The sequence below is a fragment of the Pseudooceanicola aestuarii genome (assembly GCF_010614805.1).
GTDB classification, from domain to species: domain Bacteria; phylum Pseudomonadota; class Alphaproteobacteria; order Rhodobacterales; family Rhodobacteraceae; genus Pseudooceanicola; species Pseudooceanicola aestuarii.
Genome location: NZ_JAAFZC010000001.1, coordinates 2,052,898 through 2,072,325, shown reverse-complemented (window position 1 = coordinate 2,072,325; position 19,428 = coordinate 2,052,898). Strand labels below are relative to the sequence as shown.

General features: G+C 66.8%; 18 protein-coding genes and 2 tRNA genes. 12 read left to right on the top strand and 8 right to left on the bottom strand.

The features are described 5' to 3' along the window. Nucleotides 1–3 precede the first annotated feature (3 nt). Nucleotides 4–159 (bottom strand): hypothetical protein, encoded by a 156-nt coding sequence (locus G5A46_RS09890; protein ID WP_163846111.1) that lies wholly within the window; start codon nt 157–159, stop codon nt 4–6. 106 nt (nt 160–265) lie between these two features. Here G5A46_RS09890 and G5A46_RS09885 point away from each other — a divergent pair. Together G5A46_RS09885 and G5A46_RS09880 are read left to right on the top strand one after the other, a co-directional pair. After that, nucleotides 266–340: transfer RNA gene (locus G5A46_RS09885), tRNA-Thr, on the top strand. Between the two features lie 221 nt (nt 341–561). Then, nucleotides 562–909: a hypothetical protein gene (locus tag G5A46_RS09880; RefSeq protein WP_204318724.1), complete on the top strand. Its 348-nt coding sequence runs from the start codon at nt 562–564 to the stop codon at nt 907–909. Between the two features lie 82 nt (nt 910–991). Here G5A46_RS09880 and G5A46_RS09875 read toward each other — a convergent pair whose 3' ends face one another. The 5 genes from G5A46_RS09875 to G5A46_RS09855 all read right to left on the bottom strand — a co-directional run bounded on the left by G5A46_RS09875 (nt 992) and on the right by G5A46_RS09855 (nt 6,515). Next, nucleotides 992–1,213 carry a hypothetical protein gene (locus G5A46_RS09875; protein ID WP_163849239.1) on the bottom strand — a complete coding sequence of 74 codons (222 nt, stop codon included), beginning with the start codon at nt 1,211–1,213 and terminating at the stop codon, nt 992–994. A 256-nt stretch (nt 1,214–1,469) separates the two neighbouring features. After that, the gene (locus G5A46_RS09870; protein WP_163849238.1) at nt 1,470–3,374 is read right to left on the bottom strand and encodes an acyl-CoA synthetase; all 1,905 of its coding nucleotides are present in this window, start codon (nt 3,372–3,374) and stop codon (nt 1,470–1,472) included. A gap of 177 nt (nt 3,375–3,551) precedes the next feature. Then, nucleotides 3,552–5,351, bottom strand: coding sequence for an ABC transporter transmembrane domain-containing protein (locus G5A46_RS09865; protein WP_163849237.1), 1,800 nt, complete (start codon nt 5,349–5,351; stop codon nt 3,552–3,554). Nucleotides 5,352–5,557: 206 nt separating this feature from the next. Next, nucleotides 5,558–5,631 (bottom strand) — tRNA-Gly (locus tag G5A46_RS09860). Between the two features lie 140 nt (nt 5,632–5,771). Further along, a complete protein-coding gene (locus G5A46_RS09855; RefSeq protein WP_163849236.1) occupies nt 5,772–6,515 on the bottom strand; it encodes an IclR family transcriptional regulator in 744 nt (247 codons plus the stop codon). A gap of 133 nt (nt 6,516–6,648) precedes the next feature. Between G5A46_RS09855 and G5A46_RS09850 the strand changes: the two genes are divergently transcribed. From G5A46_RS09850 to G5A46_RS09815, 8 genes are all read left to right on the top strand, one after another. After that, on the top strand, nt 6,649–7,647 hold the full coding sequence (locus tag G5A46_RS09850; protein WP_163849235.1) for a TRAP transporter substrate-binding protein: 999 nt from the start codon (nt 6,649–6,651) through the stop codon (nt 7,645–7,647). Between the two features lie 79 nt (nt 7,648–7,726). Continuing rightward, a complete protein-coding gene (locus tag G5A46_RS09845; protein WP_163849234.1) occupies nt 7,727–8,293 on the top strand; it encodes a TRAP transporter small permease in 567 nt (188 codons plus the stop codon). Further along, nucleotides 8,290–9,567 (top strand): TRAP transporter large permease, encoded by a 1,278-nt coding sequence (locus tag G5A46_RS09840; protein WP_163849233.1) that lies wholly within the window; start codon nt 8,290–8,292, stop codon nt 9,565–9,567. The genes G5A46_RS09845 and G5A46_RS09840 overlap by 4 nt, the downstream gene beginning before the upstream one ends. A gap of 3 nt (nt 9,568–9,570) precedes the next feature. Further along, entirely contained in the window at nt 9,571–10,623 is a 1,053-nt protein-coding gene (locus G5A46_RS09835; RefSeq protein WP_163849232.1) for a beta/alpha barrel domain-containing protein, read from the top strand. A gap of 12 nt (nt 10,624–10,635) precedes the next feature. Beyond that, a complete protein-coding gene (locus G5A46_RS09830) occupies nt 10,636–11,553 on the top strand; it encodes a DUF6282 family protein (protein WP_163849231.1) in 918 nt (305 codons plus the stop codon). A 1-nt stretch (nt 11,554) separates the two neighbouring features. After that, nucleotides 11,555–12,310, top strand: coding sequence for an HpcH/HpaI aldolase family protein (locus tag G5A46_RS09825; protein ID WP_163849230.1), 756 nt, complete (start codon nt 11,555–11,557; stop codon nt 12,308–12,310). A 19-nt stretch (nt 12,311–12,329) separates the two neighbouring features. Then, on the top strand, nt 12,330–12,662 hold the full coding sequence (locus G5A46_RS09820) for a cupin domain-containing protein (RefSeq protein WP_163849229.1): 333 nt from the start codon (nt 12,330–12,332) through the stop codon (nt 12,660–12,662). 104 nt (nt 12,663–12,766) lie between these two features. Further along, a complete protein-coding gene (locus G5A46_RS09815; RefSeq protein WP_163849228.1) occupies nt 12,767–13,150 on the top strand; it encodes a MerR family transcriptional regulator in 384 nt (127 codons plus the stop codon). 205 nt (nt 13,151–13,355) lie between these two features. Here the strand turns inward: G5A46_RS09815 and G5A46_RS09810 are convergent, their stop codons facing one another. Then, a complete protein-coding gene (locus G5A46_RS09810; RefSeq protein ID WP_163849966.1) occupies nt 13,356–14,414 on the bottom strand; it encodes a DUF475 domain-containing protein in 1,059 nt (352 codons plus the stop codon). 597 nt (nt 14,415–15,011) lie between these two features. Here G5A46_RS09810 and G5A46_RS09805 point away from each other — a divergent pair. Beyond that, nucleotides 15,012–15,953: a DMT family transporter gene (locus G5A46_RS09805; protein WP_163849227.1), complete on the top strand. Its 942-nt coding sequence runs from the start codon at nt 15,012–15,014 to the stop codon at nt 15,951–15,953. Here G5A46_RS09805 and G5A46_RS09800 read toward each other — a convergent pair. Continuing rightward, a complete protein-coding gene (locus G5A46_RS09800; protein WP_163849226.1) occupies nt 15,868–16,566 on the bottom strand; it encodes a thiamine diphosphokinase in 699 nt (232 codons plus the stop codon). The genes G5A46_RS09805 and G5A46_RS09800 overlap by 86 nt on opposite strands. A 157-nt stretch (nt 16,567–16,723) precedes the next feature. Between G5A46_RS09800 and G5A46_RS09795 the strand changes: the two genes are divergently transcribed. Beyond that, a complete protein-coding gene (locus G5A46_RS09795; protein WP_163849225.1) occupies nt 16,724–19,261 on the top strand; it encodes a hypothetical protein in 2,538 nt (845 codons plus the stop codon). The last annotated feature ends 167 nt before the right edge of the window (nt 19,262–19,428 follow it).

The following is a 19,428-nucleotide window of genomic DNA, read 5'->3' as shown; positions in this document are numbered from 1 at the left end:
TGCTCAGCCCTCTTTTTTCGTTGCCTTGCCGTCATTCTCCGCCGGGGCGTCCTTGCGCGCGCGGGCCTGCGCCTTGCGGCGGGCCAGGTTGGACTTCAGCGCCTGTTTCAGGCGATCTTCGCGCGTTGGCGCGCCGCGATCGGAAGAGGATTTCGACACCATGGCCCCTGTCTAAAGCAGAGGAGGAAAAGCGTCCAGATTGCCCTTGCGCCTTCGGGAAATTGCCTCTAAAGACCCGCCACGGTCCGTTGATCGGGCCAGTATCGCCGCAGTAGCTCAGTGGTAGAGCGCACCCTTGGTAAGGGTGAGGTCGGGAGTTCAATCCTCCCCTGCGGCACCATTTCTCCCTTGATTGTCAAAGTGTCAGTCCACCGCGCCAGCCGTTGGCCGTGCCGTCTTCAAACACGGTGGGGGTCGACGCAGGGGTAGATCCATGCGCATGCAACAATATTTCGTGTGCGACCAAGGTCCGCGTTGCGCCAGAGGCCGGGATACGTCACCCTTGGGGGATGCGATGCGCAGCCCGTCGGGCGCGGCTCCGAAACCGAAGAGGTGCCGGATTTGGACGAGGAAAAGTTGGCTCTTGCCGGAGAACTCGCGCTTGGTCTCCTCGACGGGGAGGAACAGCGCCAGGCCCGCCGCGCCATGGCGCAGGACGAAACCATGCGCGCCGCCTACCTGAACTGGGCCGAATCGCTGGCGCGGCTGCACGACGACACCCCGGAGGTCGCCCCAGCCCCGCACGTCCTGCGCGGGATCGAAGGGACGCTTTTCGACAATTCTGTGCAAGCCGACCTCTGGACCCGATGGAAAACCGCGCTGCTGGCGCCGGAAAACCGCGAGATCGTCGCCATCCTCGTGGCGGCGAAGATCGGATTGCTGGTCTGGATACTCTACCTGTTCCTGTAGTGCGTGTTCGGGTCGCGCGCGACGTTGAAGCCCCGACGGACTCCGGGCCTCCCCCCGCGCCCCGTTCGGGCGCGCCGGACCGTCAGCCGGCGGCTTGCAGCGTTCCGCCGTCCAGCACGCGGCCGATATAGGGCACGATCAGCAGGGTCGCCGCCACGGTGGAAACCAGCGCCACCCCCAGAATTCCGGTATGTTCGCCGACCCCTTCGCCTGCCAGCGCATAGGCGGCTATTGCCGCCAGCGGGATATGTAGAAAGGCGGCACAGACGATCTGCACACGGCGTTTCTGTCGAATTGCGATCATTGGTGTCTCCCGAAGCGATGTCTTGGCCACCACTGCGCGGATCATTCCACCCCGCGCCCCCGGGTGCAAGTCTCGGATCAGATGACGTGAGGGTGCGACAGCGCCCCGGACCGCGCGATGCGGCGGGCGATCCGTCCCGTCCCACTGCCTGCGCCGGTCCGCCGACCGGGCGAAGGATGCGGGGTCGTGCGGCGGCTCTGCGAGGCCCGATCACCCCGCCTTGGGGGCCGCGACGGACGCGGCCCCCGGCCGCGGATCACTCTTCCTCGGCCCATTCCCAGGGCCGGGTGAAATTGCCCAGAAGGGTGGTCATCGCCAGATCGTCCGTCTCTCCGGTTTTGCGGATCTGGGCGACCAGGCCGCGCTTCTTGTCATCTACCACGGCGATGACCCTGGCGGGGATGCCGGCGCGGCTCAGCTCCGCATTGTAGACACGGGTGATGGCGCTTTTGCGCAGATCGGGCTTGAACACCTTGCCCACGGCGGTCTTGGGCAATTCATCCATGATCTCCACATGCTTGGGGATCGCGGCGCGTTCATGGACATGCTTGCGGCAATGCTCCATCAGCTCTTCCGAGGTGACCTCGGCGCCGCCGACCAGTTCAACATAGGCACAGGGCAGTTCCCCGGTCTTGGCGTCGGGCTGACCGATGGCCCCGGCAAAGGCGACTGCACGGTGGGACAGCAAGGCATCCTCGATCTCGGCCGGGTCGATGTTGTGACCGCCGCGGATGATCAGATCCTTGGCCCGCCCGGTGATGAAGACATAGCCATCCGCATCGACCCGTCCCAGATCGCCGGTGCGCAGGTACATGCGGCTGGTGCCGTTGCCGGTGTGGTAGAGATCGGCGTTCTTGACCTCTTCGGTATAGGTGCTGCCCTGGCTGACGCCGGGGTTGTCGACGCAGATTTCCCCGACCTCGTCAGCGGCGCATTCGCGCGGCGTCTCGCCCGAGAAATCGTAGATCCGAACGTCCGAATAGGGAAAGGGCACGCCGACCGATCCGATCTTCTTGGTCCCGTCGACAGGGTTGCAGGAGACCAGGCAGGTCGCCTCCGTCAGGCCGTAGCCCTCCACTATGGTGACACCGGTCGCCTTCTCGAAGCGGTTGAACAGCTCCAGCGGCAGCGGCGCTGAGCCGGAGAACGAGGTTTTTACGGTCGAGATATCTGCATCCACCGGGCGCTGCATCAACGCGGAAATCGCGGTAGGGACGGTGATGATGAAAGTGATCTTCCAGCGCTCGCAGAGCTTCCAGAAATTGTCGAACACCCCGTCGCCGCGATAGCCCGAGGGCGTCGGGAACACCACATGCGCGCCCGAGCTGACCACCGCCATCATGATGACGTGGCAGGCAAAAACGTGGAACATCGGCAGCGGGCAGATCACGTTGTCTTCTTCGGTATAAAGCAGCGTATCGCCAAGCCAGGCGTTGTAGACGATGCCGGAATAGGAATGCTGCGCCACCTTTGGCATGCCGGTGGTGCCGCCGGTGTGGAAATAGGCGGCAACGCGATCGCCCGCGCTGTCGGGAAAATCCAGAATCTTGTTCTGGCGCGCGACTTCGCGGGTGAAATCCTTCACATCCGCGTGGTGGGACACCGGGTTCTTGGGCCGGATCACCGGCACCAGCCAGCTTTTCGGCGGGCTCAGGTAGCGGTTCAGGTCGACCTCCAGGACGGTGTGCACGCTGGGCGCGTGTTTCACCGCATCGGCCGTTTTCTGGGCCACATCGGTTTTCGGAAAGGATTTCAGCGTGACCACGACCTTGGCCTTGGTCTCCCGCAGGATGGCGCCGATCTGTTCGGGTTCCAGCAGCGGGTTGATCGGGTTCACGATCCCGGCGATGGAGCCGGCCATGATGGATTGGGCCATCTCCGTGCAATTCGGCATGACCAGCGCGACGACATCGGTCTCGCCCACGCCCAGAGACCGGAACAGGTTCGAGGTTTGGCAGATAAGGTCGTGAAATTGCTGCCAGTTCAGCGTCTCCGCCTTGGATTCCGGGCTCGATTCAATCTGAAAGGTTATCGCATCGTGATGCGGAAAGGCATCTGTTGTACGTTTCAGCATCTCATAGACAGTGTCCGGCACGTCCCGGTCCTGCCATGGCATTTCGCTCTGGAGCGCAAGCGCGTCCTGCAACCCGTTAAAGCCCATCGGAATCCTCCCCTTTCCGTCCGCGCGACGTACTGCCGCAGCTTATCGAACTTCTTGCCTTAGCTTTCGAAAATCAAGCCCGACCCCGCGTAGGGCGCAGCGAACGACGTAACGTTGCCCGCGCCCCCGGTAATGCGGGCGGGGCTGTTGGCGGGATGGCTGCCCTGGGGAGGGGCCTCAGCCCGCGTCGTCGCCGGCGGTGAATTGCAGGCGCGCCAGCCGCGCATATAGCCCCCCCTGCGCCACCAGATCCGAATGGCGCCCGTCGGCGACGAGACGGCCGTTTTCCATCACCAGGATGCGGTCGGCCTTTTTCACCGTGGCCAGACGGTGGGCGATGATCAGGGTGGTGCGTCCCTGGGCAACGTGGTCCACCGCCGCCTGCACCAGCCGTTCGCTTTCGGCGTCCAGCGCCGATGTGGCCTCGTCCAGCAACAGCACAGGCGCGTCGCGCAGGATGGCGCGGGCAATGGCAATGCGCTGGCGTTGCCCGCCCGACAGCATCACGCCGCGCTCGCCCAGTTCCGCGTCATACCCCCCTGGCAGCGCGGTGATGAAGTCATGCGCGGCGGCGGCTCGGGCGGCGGCCTCCACCTCGTCTGCGATCGCGTCGGGACGACCGAACAGGATGTTCTCGCGCGCCGTGGCGGCAAAGATCACCGGATCCTGCGGCACCATCGCGACGTGTCGGCGAAACGCCCGGCGGTCCTGCGTCGCCAGATCCAGCCCGTCCAGCAGCACCCGTCCTGAAACGGGATCGTAGAACCGCAGGATCATCTGCATGATCGTCGTCTTGCCCGCGCCGGAGGGACCGACGATGGCCACCGTCTCGCCGGGGTGGATGGTGACATCCACGGCGTCCAGCGCCGGCACATCGGGGCGGGTGGGATAGCGGAAGGACACGTCGTCAAACGTGATCTCCCCGCGCACCGGCGCGGGTAGCGCCACGGGACTGGCAGGGTCTTTCACGCTGTCGGTGGTGTGCAGCAATTCGACCAGCCGTTCGGTGGCGCCCGCGGCGCGTTGCAATTCGCCCCAGATCTCGGACAGGGCGGCGACGGCGCCTGCGACCATGACCGAATAGATCACGAATTGCACCAGCGTGCCGGTGCTCATCTCGCCCTGCCGAACATCATGGGCGCCGATCCACAGCACCCCGACCACGCCGGAGAAGATCAGGAAAATCACGATCACCGTCATCGCCGCACGGGTGCGGACCCGGCGAAGGGCGGCGGAGTAGCTGCGTTCGGTCACCGCGTCGAACCGGGCGCGGCTGCGCCCTTCGTGGGTGAAGGCCTGCACCGTCTGCACCGACAGCAGCGCCTCCGAGGCATTGCCCGAGGATTCGGCGATCCAGTCCTGGTTTTCCCGGCTCAGCACCCGCAATCGGCGTCCCAGCGTCAGGATCGGCACGATGACCAGCGGCACGATCAGCAAGACCAGCCCCGTCAGCTTGGCCGAAGTCAGCAACATCAGCCCCAGGCCACCCACGAAAATCAGCATGTTGCGCAGCGCGATGGAGACGGAGGAACCGATGACCGACTGGATCAGCGTCGTGTCGGTGGTAATCCGCGAGAGGACTTCGCCGGACATCGTACGCTCGTAGAACCCCGGACTCAGCCCGATGACGCGGCCGAACACCGCCTTGCGGATATCGGCCACCACCCGCTCGCCCAGCGTCGTGACCAATGCGTAGCGCAGGCCCGTGCCCACAGCCAGCAGCGCCGCGATGCCGATGGCGGCGGCAAAGTAGCGGTCCAGCAGGACCGTGGTTCCGGCGTTGAAATTGTCGACCACTCGCCGCACCGCCAGCGGCAGCACCAGCGAGACGGAGGCGGTCAGCACAAGCGCCATCAGCGACAGCGTCAGCAGTCCGCGATAGGGGCGCATGAACGGCCACAGGTCGGACAGCGCGGAGACCCGCCTGGAGGTGGCGCGTTCGGGCGTCGAGCCCTGCTGAACTGGCGATCTGGCCACGCGACCCTCCCCGGAGAATGTGATGCGCTACATGACGACCGCCGTGCCGAGGGTCAAGGGAGGGCGGCGCCGATCCGGCGGCTCCAATTGTCGCGGCGGCCCATGCGGCAGATTGCGGGGCGGGGATGGCCCACGGACCCCGGATCTGCGCGGGCCCGGACCTGCGCAAGGCAGCCTCAGGCAGGATCGGCGATACGGGAAGTTGCTGGAGCGGGCAGCGGGAATCGAACCCGCACCAAGAGCTTGGAAGGCTCGTGTGATACCATTTCACCATGCCCGCCCTGCAAGCGCTGGATATTCCAAGGCACCGGGCAGGTCAAGCAGCTGCACCGCCTCATCTTGCCGGTGCTGTTCCGGCACGGCCCGACATGCTTCGCCCCTCCCCCGGCACCGTTCGGCCCCGTGCTGTCACTCCGCCGCCTAACCGCCCCCCGCGCCACGATGTCCGCGCGTCTGCGAGATCGAGCGTGCAAGCTCAAGGATCGCGGTGACCAGGGCCGGATCGGGCGTTTCCGCCAGATGCTGGATCGAGCCGATCATCGCCACCGTCGCGATCAACCGGTCGTCATGGCCAAAGACCGGCGCCGCGATGACGTTGACGCCCAGCAATGTCTCCTGCGGCGCGACGGCATAGCCCTGCTGGCGGACCTCCGTGATGCGTCGGCGCAAGGCGCCGGGATCGGTCAGGGTGCGGGGCGTCAGGGCCTGCATCGGCTCGGCGCAGACGTCCTCTGCCAGCTTCGGATCGCCAAAGGCCAGCATCACCTGCCCCTGGGCCGAGGCATGGACCTCCAGTCGGCTTCCCTGGCGCACGCCGATCTCGATCTCGTGGGTGCCGTGCAGCGCCGCGATCACGGTCACCGACCGCTTGTTGACCGAGGACAGCACCACCGCCAGCCCGGTCTGGTTGCGCGTCTCCCGCATCCGCGAATCGGCCGCCTGGGTCAGATCGTCGATCCAGGTGGCACGCTGCCCGATCAGCCAGGCCTTGGGCCCGATGCCGTATCTGTGGCTGCGGTGGTCCCGGATCAGCCAACCGGATTCTTCCAGCGTATGCAGATGCTTGTGCGCCGCGCTTTTCACGATTCCCATCGCCGCCGCGATCTCAGTCTGGCTCATCGCCTCGTCCGAGAACGCGATTTTTTCCAATATCGTCAAGGCCATATCGGATGCCTTTACCCGTGCCTTATCCATCCTGCCGGCGCCTCCTTCTGTTTGTCTTGACAATAGATCATCGCTCTGCAAGCCTCAATGTGAGAACTGTAGTTCTTGTATTGAGAACCCGGAGGAGGATCAAATGAAAAATTGGAACTATGTGGGAGGGGCCCTCGCCACGCTGGTCCTGTCCTCGACAGCGATGACCGCCGCGCAGGCGCAGGAGCTGACGTTGACCATGGGCCACGCGGTGTTCGAATCGCATCCGTTCCACGACGCGGCCGTCCGGTTCGCGGCGGAGGTCGACAGCCGCTCCGAAGGCGCGATCAAGATCGACATTTTCCCGGCGCGCCAGATGGGCGACGTGAAGGAACTGATGGAAGGCGTGCAATTGGGCACCCTGGACATGACCGTCAATTCCTCCTCGGCATTGGCGACGCTGACACCGGCGATCAACGCCTTTCAGCTACCCTACGTGATCCGCGGCTACGACGGCTTCGCAGAGATGGCGACCTCTGCCGAAGCGGAGGCGATCATGGGGGCGCTGGACGAACACGGAATGCTGGGGCTGGGCCTTTATGACGGCGGCCAGCGGCATTTCCTGTCCACCGGCGCACCGGTCACGGAAATGGCCGGGTTCGAGGGGCTGAAAACCCGCGTCGCCCCGACCGAGTTGTTCCTGTCGGTCTGGAATGCCGTCGGCGTGAACCCGACCCCCATGGCCTATGGCGAAGTCTATTCCGGGCTGGAAACCGGCACCATCGACGCGGTGGAGATCAACCTGACCTCCATCGAATCCGAAGGCCTGTTCGAGGCCGCGAAGAACGTCACCCTGACCGGCCATTACTTCTGGCCCGGCATCATGCTGATCAACCAGGGCGTGTTCGACGGTCTGACGGAAACACAGCAATCCGTCCTGCGTGAGGCCGCGCGGGCGTCGGTCGAGCCGCAGGTGATGGCGGTGAAAGCCTATGACGAGGAGCTGAAAGCCGGGCTGACCGCCAAGGGCGTGCAGATCGCCGAGGCCTCCGACGCCTTCAAGGCCGAGCTGGAAGCCGCCTGGGCACCGGTGGTGCAGGATTACGCGGATCGCGATCCGCTGATCGCCGATTTCGTCGCCCGCGCGTCGGCGTCCGACTGACACCGCCGAGGGGCGGCGGGGATGCTCCCTTTCCTGCCGCCCGACGCTCGCGCGCCTCTCCCCACCGAACGGAGTTCCCATGCAGCCCGAACGACTGCCCTCTCCCTTGCTGCGCGTGTTGCGCGGCTATGTCACGATCACTGAAACCCTGCTGATCACCGGCATGGCCGGGGTGGTCCTGCTGGCCGCCCTTCAGGTCTTTTTCCGCTATGTCGTGGGGGCCTCCCTCTCCTGGTCCGAGGAAGCCCTGCGCTACCTGATGATCTGGATCGCCTTCCTGGGCATCGGCCTGGCCTATGCGCGCGGCGAGATGATCGGGATGGAGCTGCTGACCTCCGCCCTGCCGCCACGTCTCGGGAAAACAGTGGGGCTGGCCGGGCGGGCGCTGATCCTGGCGATGATGATCGCCATCGCTATCTACGGCTGGCAATTCGCCTGGAAAACCCGTGCCGGAACCGCGACGGCGATCCCGATTTCGATGTTCTGGGTCCATATCGCGGTCGCGGTGGGCGCGGTCCTGGTGGGGCTGCATGTCATCGCCGGCGCCGTGGCGGTCCTGCTGGGCCTCGACGAGGACACCAATCCCGCCCCCCTTTCCCACGACCCCCATTCCCCTGACCACCCCATGACGGAGGCACCCCGATGATCTGGCTGGGCGGCATCTTCTTTCTGACCCTGATGATGGGCATTCCCATCGCCTTCGTGCTGGGGCTGTCGGCCTTCGGCTATTTCCTGGCCACGGACAACCTGCGGTTCCTGATCGCCGTGCCGCAGCGGATGTTCTCGGGCCAGGACAGTTTCGTCCTGCTGGCGATCCCGCTGTTCATCCTGGCGGGCAACCTGATGGATGTCGGCGGACTGACGCAGCGTCTGGTGGCCTTTGCCAATTCGCTGGTCGGCCGGTTCCGGGGCGGGCTGTCGCTGACCGCCGTCTGGGGCAGTTTCCTGTTCGGGGGGGTCAGCGGGTCCGCCGCCGCCGATGCCGCCGCCCTGGGCACCGTCCTGACCCCGGAGATGAAGCGCCAGGGCTATCAGGAGGACTATTCCGCCGCGCTGATCGGCGTCTCCTCGATCATGGCGCCGCTGGTGCCGCCCTCAATCGCGATGATCCTCTATGGCGCGCTGTCGGGCACCTCCATCTCGCGGCTGTTCGTGGCCGGGATCGTACCGGGCGTGCTGCTGGCGGTGATCCTGTCGGCCTATGCGATCTGGATCGCCGGGCGGCGCGGCTATCCCAAACTGCCCCCCGCCAGCCTGGGCGAGATCGGGCGCGCCCTGGGCCGCTGCGCGCCCGTGCTGCTGCTGCCGGTGATCATCATCGGCGGGATCCGCGGCGGGGTCGTCACCCCGACGGAGGCTGCGGCAGTGGCCGTCGTCTATGCCATGCTGGTGGCCGGGCTGTGGTATCGCGCCCTGTCCCCCGCACGCCTGCGCCGGGTGTTCCTGAACACCGCGCTGGTCAGCGCCACGATCTATCTGCTGATCGCCTTTGCCCATGTGCTTTCGCTGATCTTCTCGATCGAGCGGTTGCCCCAGGCTGTCGTCACCACCCTGACCACGGTGTCGGAAAACAAATGGGTGATCCTGCTGATGGTGAACCTGATCCTGCTGGTGCTGGGCATGTTCCTGGACACCGTGGGCATCCTGATCCTGACGGTGCCCGCGCTGATGGCCATCGGCAACCAGCTGGATCTGGACCCGGTGCATCTGGGCGTGATCGTGGTGTTCAACTGCCTGATCGGTTTCGCCACGCCGCCGGTGGGCCTGTGCCTTTACGTGATGTCCGGCGTCACCCGCCGCCCGATCGAGGCGATTTCCCTGCATGCGTTGCCCATGGTGGGGCTGGCACTGATCGTCCTGGGGCTGATCACGGCGTTTCCGCAGATCGTCCTGTTCCTGCCCGACCTGCTGGTGGAGTGACCCATGGCCGACCTGACCACGCACCTGGGGCGCCTGACCCTGAAGAACCCGCTGATCGCCGCCCCGGCCGAACACATGATCCATGACGGCGGCGTGCGCGCGGCCATCGCCGCGGGGGCCGGCGCGGTGGTGGTGAAATCCACCAACGAAAGCACCGCCGCCCGCGCCCAGCTGTGCGCCGCCGAATACGTCGCCCTGAACGACCGCTGGGAGGTCGTCGACTGGGGCCCGCAGGCCGATCCGGCGACCATGATCCTGTCCCGCTCGGGATTGCATCCGCTGTCCTTCGACGCATGGCTGGCCGCCTGCGTCGAACAGGACCGGGCCGCGCGGGACGCCGACTGCCTGCTGGTGCCCAGCCTGATCCTGGCCGATCTGGATCAGGCCGTGCAGATGGCCCGCGCGGTGCAGCAGGCCGGGTTCCGGGTGCTGGAGTTCAACATCGGCACCCCCTATGCCCGCGAGGCGGCGCCCGGCGCCGTCTCCACCGAGACGGCCGCCGACCGCGTCGCGCTGCTGACCCGCACCATCTGCGCCGCCGTGGACATCCCCGTCTGGATCAAGCTGACGGGACAGACCAGCGACGTGCCCGACCTCGCACGCGCGGCCCGCGATGCGGGGGCCGAGGCCGTCATCGTCGCCGGCCGTCTTCTGGGTCTGCTGCCCGATCTGGAAACCCAGGCGCCGGTGATCGGCACCTCCGGCGGCTTTGGCGGGTTCTGGAACCTGCCGCTGACCTGCCATTGGCTGGCCCTGTGCCGCGCCGCCCTTGGGCCCGGCCCCAACCTGATCGGCATCAACGGCATCACCAACGGCCCCGATGTGGCCCGCGCCCTGCTGGCCGGAGCCTCCGCCGTCGGCATGGCCTCGGCCGTGATGCTGCGCGGCTTCGGCGTGATCGGCGACAGCCTGGATTGGCTGGACGGCTATTGCACCCGCAAGGAATGCAGCGTCGCACAGCTGGTGGGCCGCGCCGCCGATGCCCGCCGCACCTTTGCCGACATGCCGGACCTGGACGCCCACTGGACCCGCTTCGTCCCCCCGGAAAGCACCTGAAGGAACCCTGACATGACTTCTGAAACCCCCACTGCCCCGTTCAGCGACCGCGCCCGCCGCCTGCTTCGGGGCGCCGTGGATCTGCACATCCACTCCGGTCCCTCGCTGCATCCGCGCAAGATCGACCACGTCGAGGCCCTGCGCCAGGCCGATGCGGTGGGGATGAGGGCGATCCTGCTGAAGGATCACTATTATCCCACCATGCCCGTGGCCACGCTGCTGAATGACAACATGCAGACCAGCACCCGCGCGTTGGGCGCCATCGTGATGAACCATCCGCTGGGCGGGCTGAATCCCAGCGCGGTGGACTACGCCCTGAAACAGGGCGCGCGGATCGTCTGGATGCCCACGGCCCATGCCCGCAACCATATCGAAAAGACCTCGGGCGATCTGAAGGGCAAGTTTCCGGAGAACAGGAAGAAGACCCTGGACCAGGAAGGCCTGACCCTGACCGATGCCAATGGCGTGCTGCGCGACGAGGTGCGCCAGATCCTCGACCTGGTGGCGGAGGCCGACGCCTGCGTGTCCGCCGGGCACCACCATATCGACGAGGCCTGGACCTTTTACGAGGAAGCAAAGGCCCGTGGCGTCACCCGCATGTTCCTGAACCATCCCACCTACGTCAACGCCGGCAGCTTTGCCGATGTCACCCGGCTGACGGAGATGGGGGTGAAGATCGAACATTCGATCTGCATGTTCATCCCCTCCACCTTTTCCATGTTCGACGGCGAACACCTGAAAACCGCGATCGACGCGGCGGGCGTAGGCAATACGTTCTTCGGCTCGGACCTGGGCCAGAACGGCAATCCGACCCCGGTCGAGGGCTTTGCCCAGATCATCGATATGCTGGCCGAACTGGGGTATTCCGACGCGGAGATCATACAGATGACCGCGACCAACGCGGCTGACTTCGTCGGAGGGCTGGATTGACATGACATCACTGAAGGAACGGCTGGCAACGGGGACGCGGCAGATCGGCGTCTTTCTCAAGACCCCGGCGCCGCATCTGGTGGAACTTTCCGCCGCGGCGGGCTGCGATTTCGTGGCCCCCGACATGGAGCACGCCCCCCTGGACCTGTCGCATGTGGATGCGATGGTGGGCTTTGCCGGGCGCAGCGGCATTCCCGTGTTGCCGCGCGTGCCCGGCAAGGATCCCGCCCTGATCGGGCGGTTGCTGGACCTCGGAGCGCAGGGGATCCTGGTGCCCCATGTCTCCACCGCCGACCAGGCGCAAGCGCTGGTCGCGGCGACGCGGTTCGACGGCGGGCGGGGATTTTCGCCCTCCCCGCGTGCGGGCGATTACGGCGCGATGGGCGCGGCGCGCTACAAGGCGCGGCAGGCGGACCATGTGCTGACCGCCCTACAGATCGAAGACCGCGCCGGGCTGGACAACGCCGACGCCATCGCGGCGGTGCCCGGTGTCGATGCGCTGTTCGTCGGACCGGCGGACCTGTCGCTGTCTCTGGGCGTCGGCCTGCCCTCGGAGGCGCTGGATCACGCCATCGCCCGCATCCTGGCCGCCGGACAGACGGCAGGCCGGGCCTGCGGGATCTTCGTGGCCGATGGCGCCGCAGCCGCCCGGCGGCTGGAGCAGGGATTTGCCTGGGCGATCGTCGGATCGGACCAGAGCCTGTTGACCGCCGCCCTGCGCCGTGAACGCACCGCCGCCAGGCCCGACGTCACCTGACCACTCAAGGACAAAGATCATGAGCATTCACAACATCAACTGGAACGACCTGCCCTGGAAAACCATCCGTCCGGGGGTGGAGCAAAAGGCCTTCTCCGGAGAGGGGGCGACCGTCGCTCTGCACCGGCTGCAACCCGATCACGAGCCGCGCCCGCATTCCCACCCGCATGAGCAATTGGCCTATATCGTCTCGGGGACCGTCGATTTCCACATCGGTGACGACGTGGTGCGTCTGGGACCGGGGGGGATTGCCGCCGTGCCGCCCGGCATCACGCATCATGCCGTGGTGGTAGGCGACGAAGAGGTGATCAACCTCGACGTTTTCACCCCACGGCGGCCCGAATACGCCTGAGCGCGGGTGCGACCGGCCTGTCGCCTGCCATTGCCCGTGCCGACCGTTCGAGTATTACCATGGGTCACATGTTCCCGATGGCGCAACGGAAGGCAGACGACACGATGGCAGGCACCGACACTGAGGCGCTGACGTTCAAGCAGATGGTGCGGGATTTCGACGTGACCCCCCGCACCCTGCGGTACTACGAATATGTCGAGATCCTGCGCCCGGAGCGTACCGGGCGCGAACGTTACTACGATCGGCGGCAACAGGCCCGCCTGAAACTGACGCTGCGGGGCCGCCGCTTCGGAATGCGGCTGGAGGATATCCGCCTCTGGCTGGAGATGCATGACGAAAGCGGGTCCGAGGCGCAGATGCGCGCCTGGCTCGACCTGGCGGCAGAGCTGGAGGCCCGCCTGACCCAGGAGATCGAGGAGCGTCAGCAAGCCATCGCGGAGCTGCGCGAAACCGCCCAGGTCGCCCGCCGAACCATCGGCGACGCCTGAGCTCCGGTCAGACCGCCGCGTCCCCGTGACAGACCCTGTAGCGGCCTCGTCGCGGCCCCGTGCCGTGACGGTACGGCCGGCAGGGCCTGCGCGGGTGCGCGGTGCCGTCACGCCCTCCCGACCGGTCGGCCTCCGCCGGACGCCGACATCCCTGCCGGGCAGCACAGCAGCCTTCGGGCCGGGAAATGCCCGTCTGGTGCGCCGGTCACCCCGCCGCGGTGTTGCGGCGGTTCCAGCGGACGGAGGACCAGAAGGACACCCCGATCAGCGCGGCCCCGGCCAGGCCGGTGATGACCTCGGGGATATGGACCAGCGATTGGGCGAACATGATCACCGACAGCGCGATGATGGCGTAGAAGGCGCCATGTTCCAGGTAGCGATATTCGGCCAATGTCCCCTTCTCCACCAGCATGATGGTCATGGAGCGGACATACATCGCCCCGATCCCCAGCCCGATGGCGATGACAAACAGGTTCTGCGACAGCGCAAAAGCCCCGATCACCCCGTCAAAGGAAAACGACGCGTCCAGAACCTCCAGGTAGAGAAACGCCCCCACCCCGCCCCGTGCGCCGGCCTGCAGCGCGGCTTCCTTGCGGTCCAGCAGGCCGCCTGCGACCTCTACCACCAGGAAGGTCACAAGCCCCCAGATCGCCGCTGTCAGGAACGTCATCTGCTGCGCCTCCGGCAGCAGCCGTTGAAAGGCCAGGATCACCAGCAGCACCACTGCAACCTCGATCCCGCGCACGGCGGCGTAGCTGGACATCCGGGCCTCCAGCCAGGTGACCCAATGCACGTCCTTGTCGCTGTCGAAGAAGAACCCCAGCCCGACCATCATCAGGAACGTCCCGCCAAAGGCCGCGATCGGCAGATGCGCGGTTTCCATGATATGGGCGTAATCCTCGGGGCGGGCGGCGGCCATCACCAGCGCCTCCCAAGGGCCAACCCCGGCCGCGATCACCACGATCAGCAACGGGAAGACGATGCGCATCCCGAACACGGCGATCAATATCCCCCAGGTCAGGAAGCGGCGCTGCCATTTCGGGGTCATTTCCTTCAGCTTGTTGGCGTTCACGATGGCATTGTCGAAGGACAGGCTGATCTCCAGCACCGCGAGGACGGCACAGATGAAGAAGATCGTCAGCGCACCATTCCAGGTGCCGGTGGTCTGCCACCCCAGCACGGCGCCCAGGACAAGGCCCAGGCCAGTGACGATGAAGGCCCAGAGAAAATAGTGAAGAAGGGTCGACGCGGGGCCCCGGCGCATCGCTGTTTTGGGTCGGCTGGTCATGATGGATCTGCTGTGCGGCCGATTTTCGAACTGGTGCCGACATCACGGATGTGCCGCGACATCCGCCAGAGGGGCCCGGTCACCCTGTGCAATCGTCCCCTTCCCGGCCCGGCGCCGAGCGGCGCAAGGGGCCGATAGGGCCGACGGCGCATTACTTGGCCCCCGCCGGACGAAGGTCAAGCGTCTTTCGCCCGATCCACCCGGTGAATCCGGGTCTTGCCCCGGAGTTCGCCCGGAGTGGGCCCCTGAATTGGTCCCCGAGTTGGTTCCGGGGTTCCCCCCGGCGTTCGCCCCGGCGATGGCCCGGTTCCAGCCCGGCAAGGGCGGCCCCGTCCCGGCCGTGCCCTTCCGCCGCGATGGCCACCGCCCCGAACACCCGCCCCGCCGGTGCCCCAGAGACGCATCCGCCCCGCCAGCAGATCGCCCGCGCACCGGCTTTGACCGGCCTCCGCATGCGGCGCATGGGCGCTGCGGCTTTCCACCCGCTGCAAGTCAGGTCAGCCTGCCCCGCACACCCGCCCTTGCGATCGCACAAACTCGACACGCCCCAAGGCCGCCCATAGGGTCGCCGGCATGAACGCTGATAGGCCGGTTCTCGGCATTTTCCTGATGCTCGGTTTCTGCATCGTGGCCCCGATGGGGGATGCCACGGCGAAACTGCTGGGCACCCGCCTGCCCATCGGAGAACTGCTGCTGATCCGGTTCGCCCTGCAAGGGGTCTTTCTGACCCCCATCGCCCTGGCCACCGGACGAGTGATGCGGATGCGCGGTTATATACTGAGGATGACCGCCCTGCGCACCCTGCTGCATATTCTGGGCGTCGGGTTCATGTTCACCTCGCTGAAATACCTGCCGCTGGCAGACGCCATCGCCATCGCCTTTGTCATGCCGTTTCTGCTGCTGCTGATGGGCAAGTTCCTGCTGGGAGAAGAAGTCGGCCCGCAGCGCCTGGCCGCCTGCGCGGTGGGGTTTGTCGGCACGTTGATGGTGGTTCAGCCCAGCTTTGCCGAGGTCGGCGCCCCGGCCCTGCTGCCGCTGGGCGTCGCGCTGACCTTTTCGTTGTTCATGCTGGTCACCCGCCGCATCGCCAAGGAAATCGACCCGATCGGGATGCAGGCCGTATCCGGCTGGATCGCCGTGGCCGTGCTGGCGCCACTGCTGCTGATCACCAACGCGGCAGAGGTGCCGGGCATGACCCTGCCGATGCCGCCGCGCGACGCCTGGGGTCTGCTGCTGCTGATCGGGCTGCTGGGATCGTTCGGTCACCTGTTGATGACTTGGTCCCTGCGGTTCGCACCCTCGGCCACGCTGGCGCCGATGCAATACCTGGAAATCCCCTGCGCCACGCTGATCGGCTGGGCAATCTTCGGCGATCTGCCCGACGGGCTGGCCGCCATCGGCATCGGCGTGACCATCGCCTCGGGATTGTTCATCGTGGCGCGGGAACGGGCCATCGCCCGCCGCCCCCTGCCAGCACAAGCGCCGTTTCCGCAAGCGTTGCAGCCGGAAGAATAACCAGCATCCCCGGCCCGTCCATCGACAGCCGCACCGTTCCGCCCAGCGCCACGTTGGACGTGCCGACCCGCCCGTCGGGGCGGAACGCCAACCCGTCGATCGGCCAGCGCAGCCCTTCGGACCGCCCCGTCACCGGCGCCAGCGGATAAAGCGACACGCGCGTTCCCGTCTCCAATGACAGGGCCACCTCGGGCGGGCAATGGAACAGTTGATCCTCCCCCCCCAGCAGCAGGCAGGGCCGGTCCGCATGGCGGACCAGCGCGGTGCAGGCGGCCATCATGTGATCCACCCGCCTTCCCAGGAACCCGGTGCCGACGACCAGCGGCGCGGCGATCCGGGTCAGGCATTTCTCGAAATCTGTGCTGTCCTGTTCGGAGACGTGATGCACCCGGTCGGCGGGAATACGGCGCGCGACGTCCGGGTCCAGCGAGTCCAGGTCCCCGATCACCGCATCCGGCACCACGCCATGCGCCATCAGCAGGTTCGCCCCCCCATCCGCCGCCACCAGCGGTCCGCAATTGCGCCGGATCACGCCCAGTTCCGCAATGTTCAGACCGCTGCCGCCAACCAGACCGACGGGGCGGTCACTGCGCAGAATGGGGGGAATTTTCATGATTTTGCCTGCCTGGATTCGACTCGAACCACAATATGGTCACAAAATAAGACCGGCTGCTTCAAAGATTCGGGCAGGTTCCGCCGTATCACGAAAGGCAATTCGTATCCGTGTCGTCCTGCGGATCCTATATCATATACAGAAGGCGAGTGGCACCGTGGTTGAGTCCAACAAAATTCTGACCGTTTCGTACGGAACCTTCTCCTGTACCCTCGAAGGCTTCGACGACGCGTTCGAAACGATGAAGGCCATCGCGGAATATTTCCGGGATCTCGCGGCGGAGGACCGGTTCTTCGGGGCCGAACCTCCGACGCCGGATGCCGATGTGCTGGCCCGGCTGGCCGAACGCGGCCATTCCCGCCGGATCGAGGCGCGCACCCAGGATGGCAATATCGTGCTGCGCCCCGAAACCCGGCAGGCGCCCGCCGCCGAGCCTGCCTCGGAACCTGCCCCGGAACCTGCCGCCGCGTCCGATCCCGCCGCCGACCTGCCCGCTGCAGACCTGTCCACCGACAGCTCCGCGCATAGCGATCAGGACAGCCTGGCCGATCACGCCATCGGCGACGCCGCCACCGGACTTGAAACGGCCATCCCGGCCGAAGACAGCGAACCGACCCCTGCCGCGGAACCTGCCCCCGTCGCGCAACAGGCCCCCACCGCCGAAGCTCAGGCCGCCAAGCCGGAACAGGCCCCTGAGGCGGAAGTTGGCGAAGACCTCCCCGCCGCGCGCCCGGCTCCGACCCCTCCCGATCCCTCCAGCGTCACGGCCAAGTTGCAACGCATCCGCTCTGTCGTGAACCGCACCCAGCGCGCCACCCCGGACACCGCGCCCGAAGCCGCTGCCCCGGTAACAACACCGCCCCCCGCCGAGCCGGAGACCGTGGCAGAGAGCCGGGCAGAGCCCGCAGATCTGCCCGCCGCAGACCGGCCCGCCGCAGATCTGCCCGCCGAGGAGATCGCCGCGCCGCTGACCTCCGATGCGGGGGAAACCTTCGCCGACACTTCTGCCCTGACGGACGAGGAAGAGGACGGCGAATGGTCCGACCTGATGGCCGACCTCGACGCGGAGGACGCCGAGATCGACGAACAGCTCACCGACGACGGCGAAATCGGCACCGATGCCCGCTCCCCCGCCGCGGCCGGAGAGGCGGCCGCCGAAGAGGACACCGATATCTTCGACCTCGCCGCCAGCGATGAGGCCGGGGACGACTTGGCGGATACCGCCACGACCGCCCCCGCCGAAGCCCCCGTGGCAGAAGCGTCGGAGGAGGCCCCCACCGTCACCGCGACCGCCGAGGACGCCGCCGAGGACGATACCGATCACGTCGCCGATAGCGCCGACATCGCAGCTGACACCCCCGCCCGCCGCCCTGTCGCGCGGGTCATCAAGGTGAAGCGCGCCGATTTCGACGCCGTGATGGAAGAGATCGACGAAGAGGACGAGTTTTCCTCCGATTCCACGCTCAGCGCCGAGGACGAGGCCGAACTGCAAAGCGAACTGGCCGCGGTGGAGGCCGAACTGGCCGCTGATACCGATACCGACGCGCCGGCCACGCCATTGCGCGCCGACCGGGCCGATGATTTCGGCTTCGACGACGCAGACGACCCTGCGGACCACGACCCCGCCCATGGCGCGATCACGTATGACGCCGCCCCCGATGCTGATCAGCAGGGCGCACCGCAAAACGACATCGCCCTTGACGGTCCCGCCGCCCCCGTGGCGCAGCCGGGCGATGATGCGCAGATCGACGCCACCGATCCGGATGCCGCCGATCAGCCCGACCGCTTTGCCGATGCCGACAACCAGGGCAACATGGATCGCATCCTAGAGGAGACGAACCAACATCTGGGAGAGAGCGAGGGCACCCGCCGCCGCAGCGCCATCGCGCATTTGCGGGCGGCCGTCGCCGCCACCAAGGCCGAGCATCGCGCCGGCTCCAACCTGCGCAAGGAAAACCCCAGCGCCGACCCCTACCGGGAGGATCTGGCCCAGGTGGTCCGCCCCCGCCGGCCTCGCGTCACAGGTCAGGCTCAACGCGTGGATCAACGCCCCGCGCCGCTGAAACTGGTGGCCGAACAGCGCGTCGACCTTGAGGAAAGCAACGCCCTTGCCCCGGTGCGGCCGCGCCGCGTCACGGTCCAGCACCGCGCCGATCCCGCCCCAGAGGCAACATCGGACGATGCGATCGAACTGTCCGACGACAACGACGGCCTGGCCGAAGTGGTCGCAGAGACAATGAACAGCCAATCCGGGGAAGGCCCCCTGCGTCCCACCCCGGAGACCGCGCAGGACATGCCCCCACCTACCGCAGAGGCCGGGTCCGAAGCCGCCGCGCGGGAGGCCGCGCCCGCACAGCAGGCAGATCCCGCCCCTGCCCGCCAACCCGAGGGGGAGGCGCCGGAGGCCGCGACCAGTTTCCGCGACTACGCCGCCCGCGTGGGCGCCGTGGAACTGCCCGACCTTCTGGAAGCCGCTGCCGCCTACCTGAGCTATGTCGAGGGGCGCGGCGAATTCTCCCGGCCGCAGATCATGACCACCGTGCGCTCTCTGGAACCCGAAACCTTCAGCCGCGAAGACGGCCTGCGCTCCTTCGGGTTGCTCCTGCGGGAGGGGAAGATCCGCAAGATCGACGGGGGGCGCTTTGTCGTCTCCGACCGGTTGGCCTTTGGTCCCGGCAAACGCGCGGCGGGGTGACCAGACGCGCGGGCGGCCATCGTTCGTCCGTCACCGGCCCAAGGGGCTGAGGCCCCCGGCCTTTCGCCGTCCTGTGTTGGCCCCCTATGCCGGACCCCGAGTCCCGGCCGGTTGAGAAACGGCGAGGTATGGCCCGGCGCGGTGCGGCACGGTCCGAAAGGGTGCGG

What these genes read in the sequence shown, in the direction of transcription:
- G5A46_RS09850 (WP_163849235.1), top strand. Translation starts at nt 6,649, where the DNA reads ATGAAAAATTGGAACTATGTGGGAGGGGCCCTCGCCACGCTGGTCCTG.
- G5A46_RS09845 (WP_163849234.1), top strand. Translation starts at nt 7,727, where the DNA reads ATGCAGCCCGAACGACTGCCCTCTCCCTTGCTGCGCGTGTTGCGCGGC.
- G5A46_RS09835 (WP_163849232.1), top strand. Translation starts at nt 9,571, where the DNA reads ATGGCCGACCTGACCACGCACCTGGGGCGCCTGACCCTGAAGAACCCG.
- G5A46_RS09810 (WP_163849966.1), bottom strand. Translation starts at nt 14,414, where the DNA reads ATGCGCCGGGGCCCCGCGTCGACCCTTCTTCACTATTTTCTCTGGGCC.
- G5A46_RS09830 (WP_163849231.1), top strand. Translation starts at nt 10,636, where the DNA reads ATGACTTCTGAAACCCCCACTGCCCCGTTCAGCGACCGCGCCCGCCGC.
- G5A46_RS09855 (WP_163849236.1), bottom strand. Translation starts at nt 6,515, where the DNA reads ATGGCCTTGACGATATTGGAAAAAATCGCGTTCTCGGACGAGGCGATG.
- G5A46_RS09820 (WP_163849229.1), top strand. Translation starts at nt 12,330, where the DNA reads ATGAGCATTCACAACATCAACTGGAACGACCTGCCCTGGAAAACCATC.
- G5A46_RS09800 (WP_163849226.1), bottom strand. Translation starts at nt 16,566, where the DNA reads ATGAAAATTCCCCCCATTCTGCGCAGTGACCGCCCCGTCGGTCTGGTT.
- G5A46_RS09805 (WP_163849227.1), top strand. Translation starts at nt 15,012, where the DNA reads ATGAACGCTGATAGGCCGGTTCTCGGCATTTTCCTGATGCTCGGTTTC.
- G5A46_RS09825 (WP_163849230.1), top strand. Translation starts at nt 11,555, where the DNA reads ATGACATCACTGAAGGAACGGCTGGCAACGGGGACGCGGCAGATCGGC.
- G5A46_RS09870 (WP_163849238.1), bottom strand. Translation starts at nt 3,374, where the DNA reads ATGGGCTTTAACGGGTTGCAGGACGCGCTTGCGCTCCAGAGCGAAATG.
- G5A46_RS09815 (WP_163849228.1), top strand. Translation starts at nt 12,767, where the DNA reads ATGGCAGGCACCGACACTGAGGCGCTGACGTTCAAGCAGATGGTGCGG.
- G5A46_RS09840 (WP_163849233.1), top strand. Translation starts at nt 8,290, where the DNA reads ATGATCTGGCTGGGCGGCATCTTCTTTCTGACCCTGATGATGGGCATT.
- G5A46_RS09875 (WP_163849239.1), bottom strand. Translation starts at nt 1,213, where the DNA reads ATGATCGCAATTCGACAGAAACGCCGTGTGCAGATCGTCTGTGCCGCC.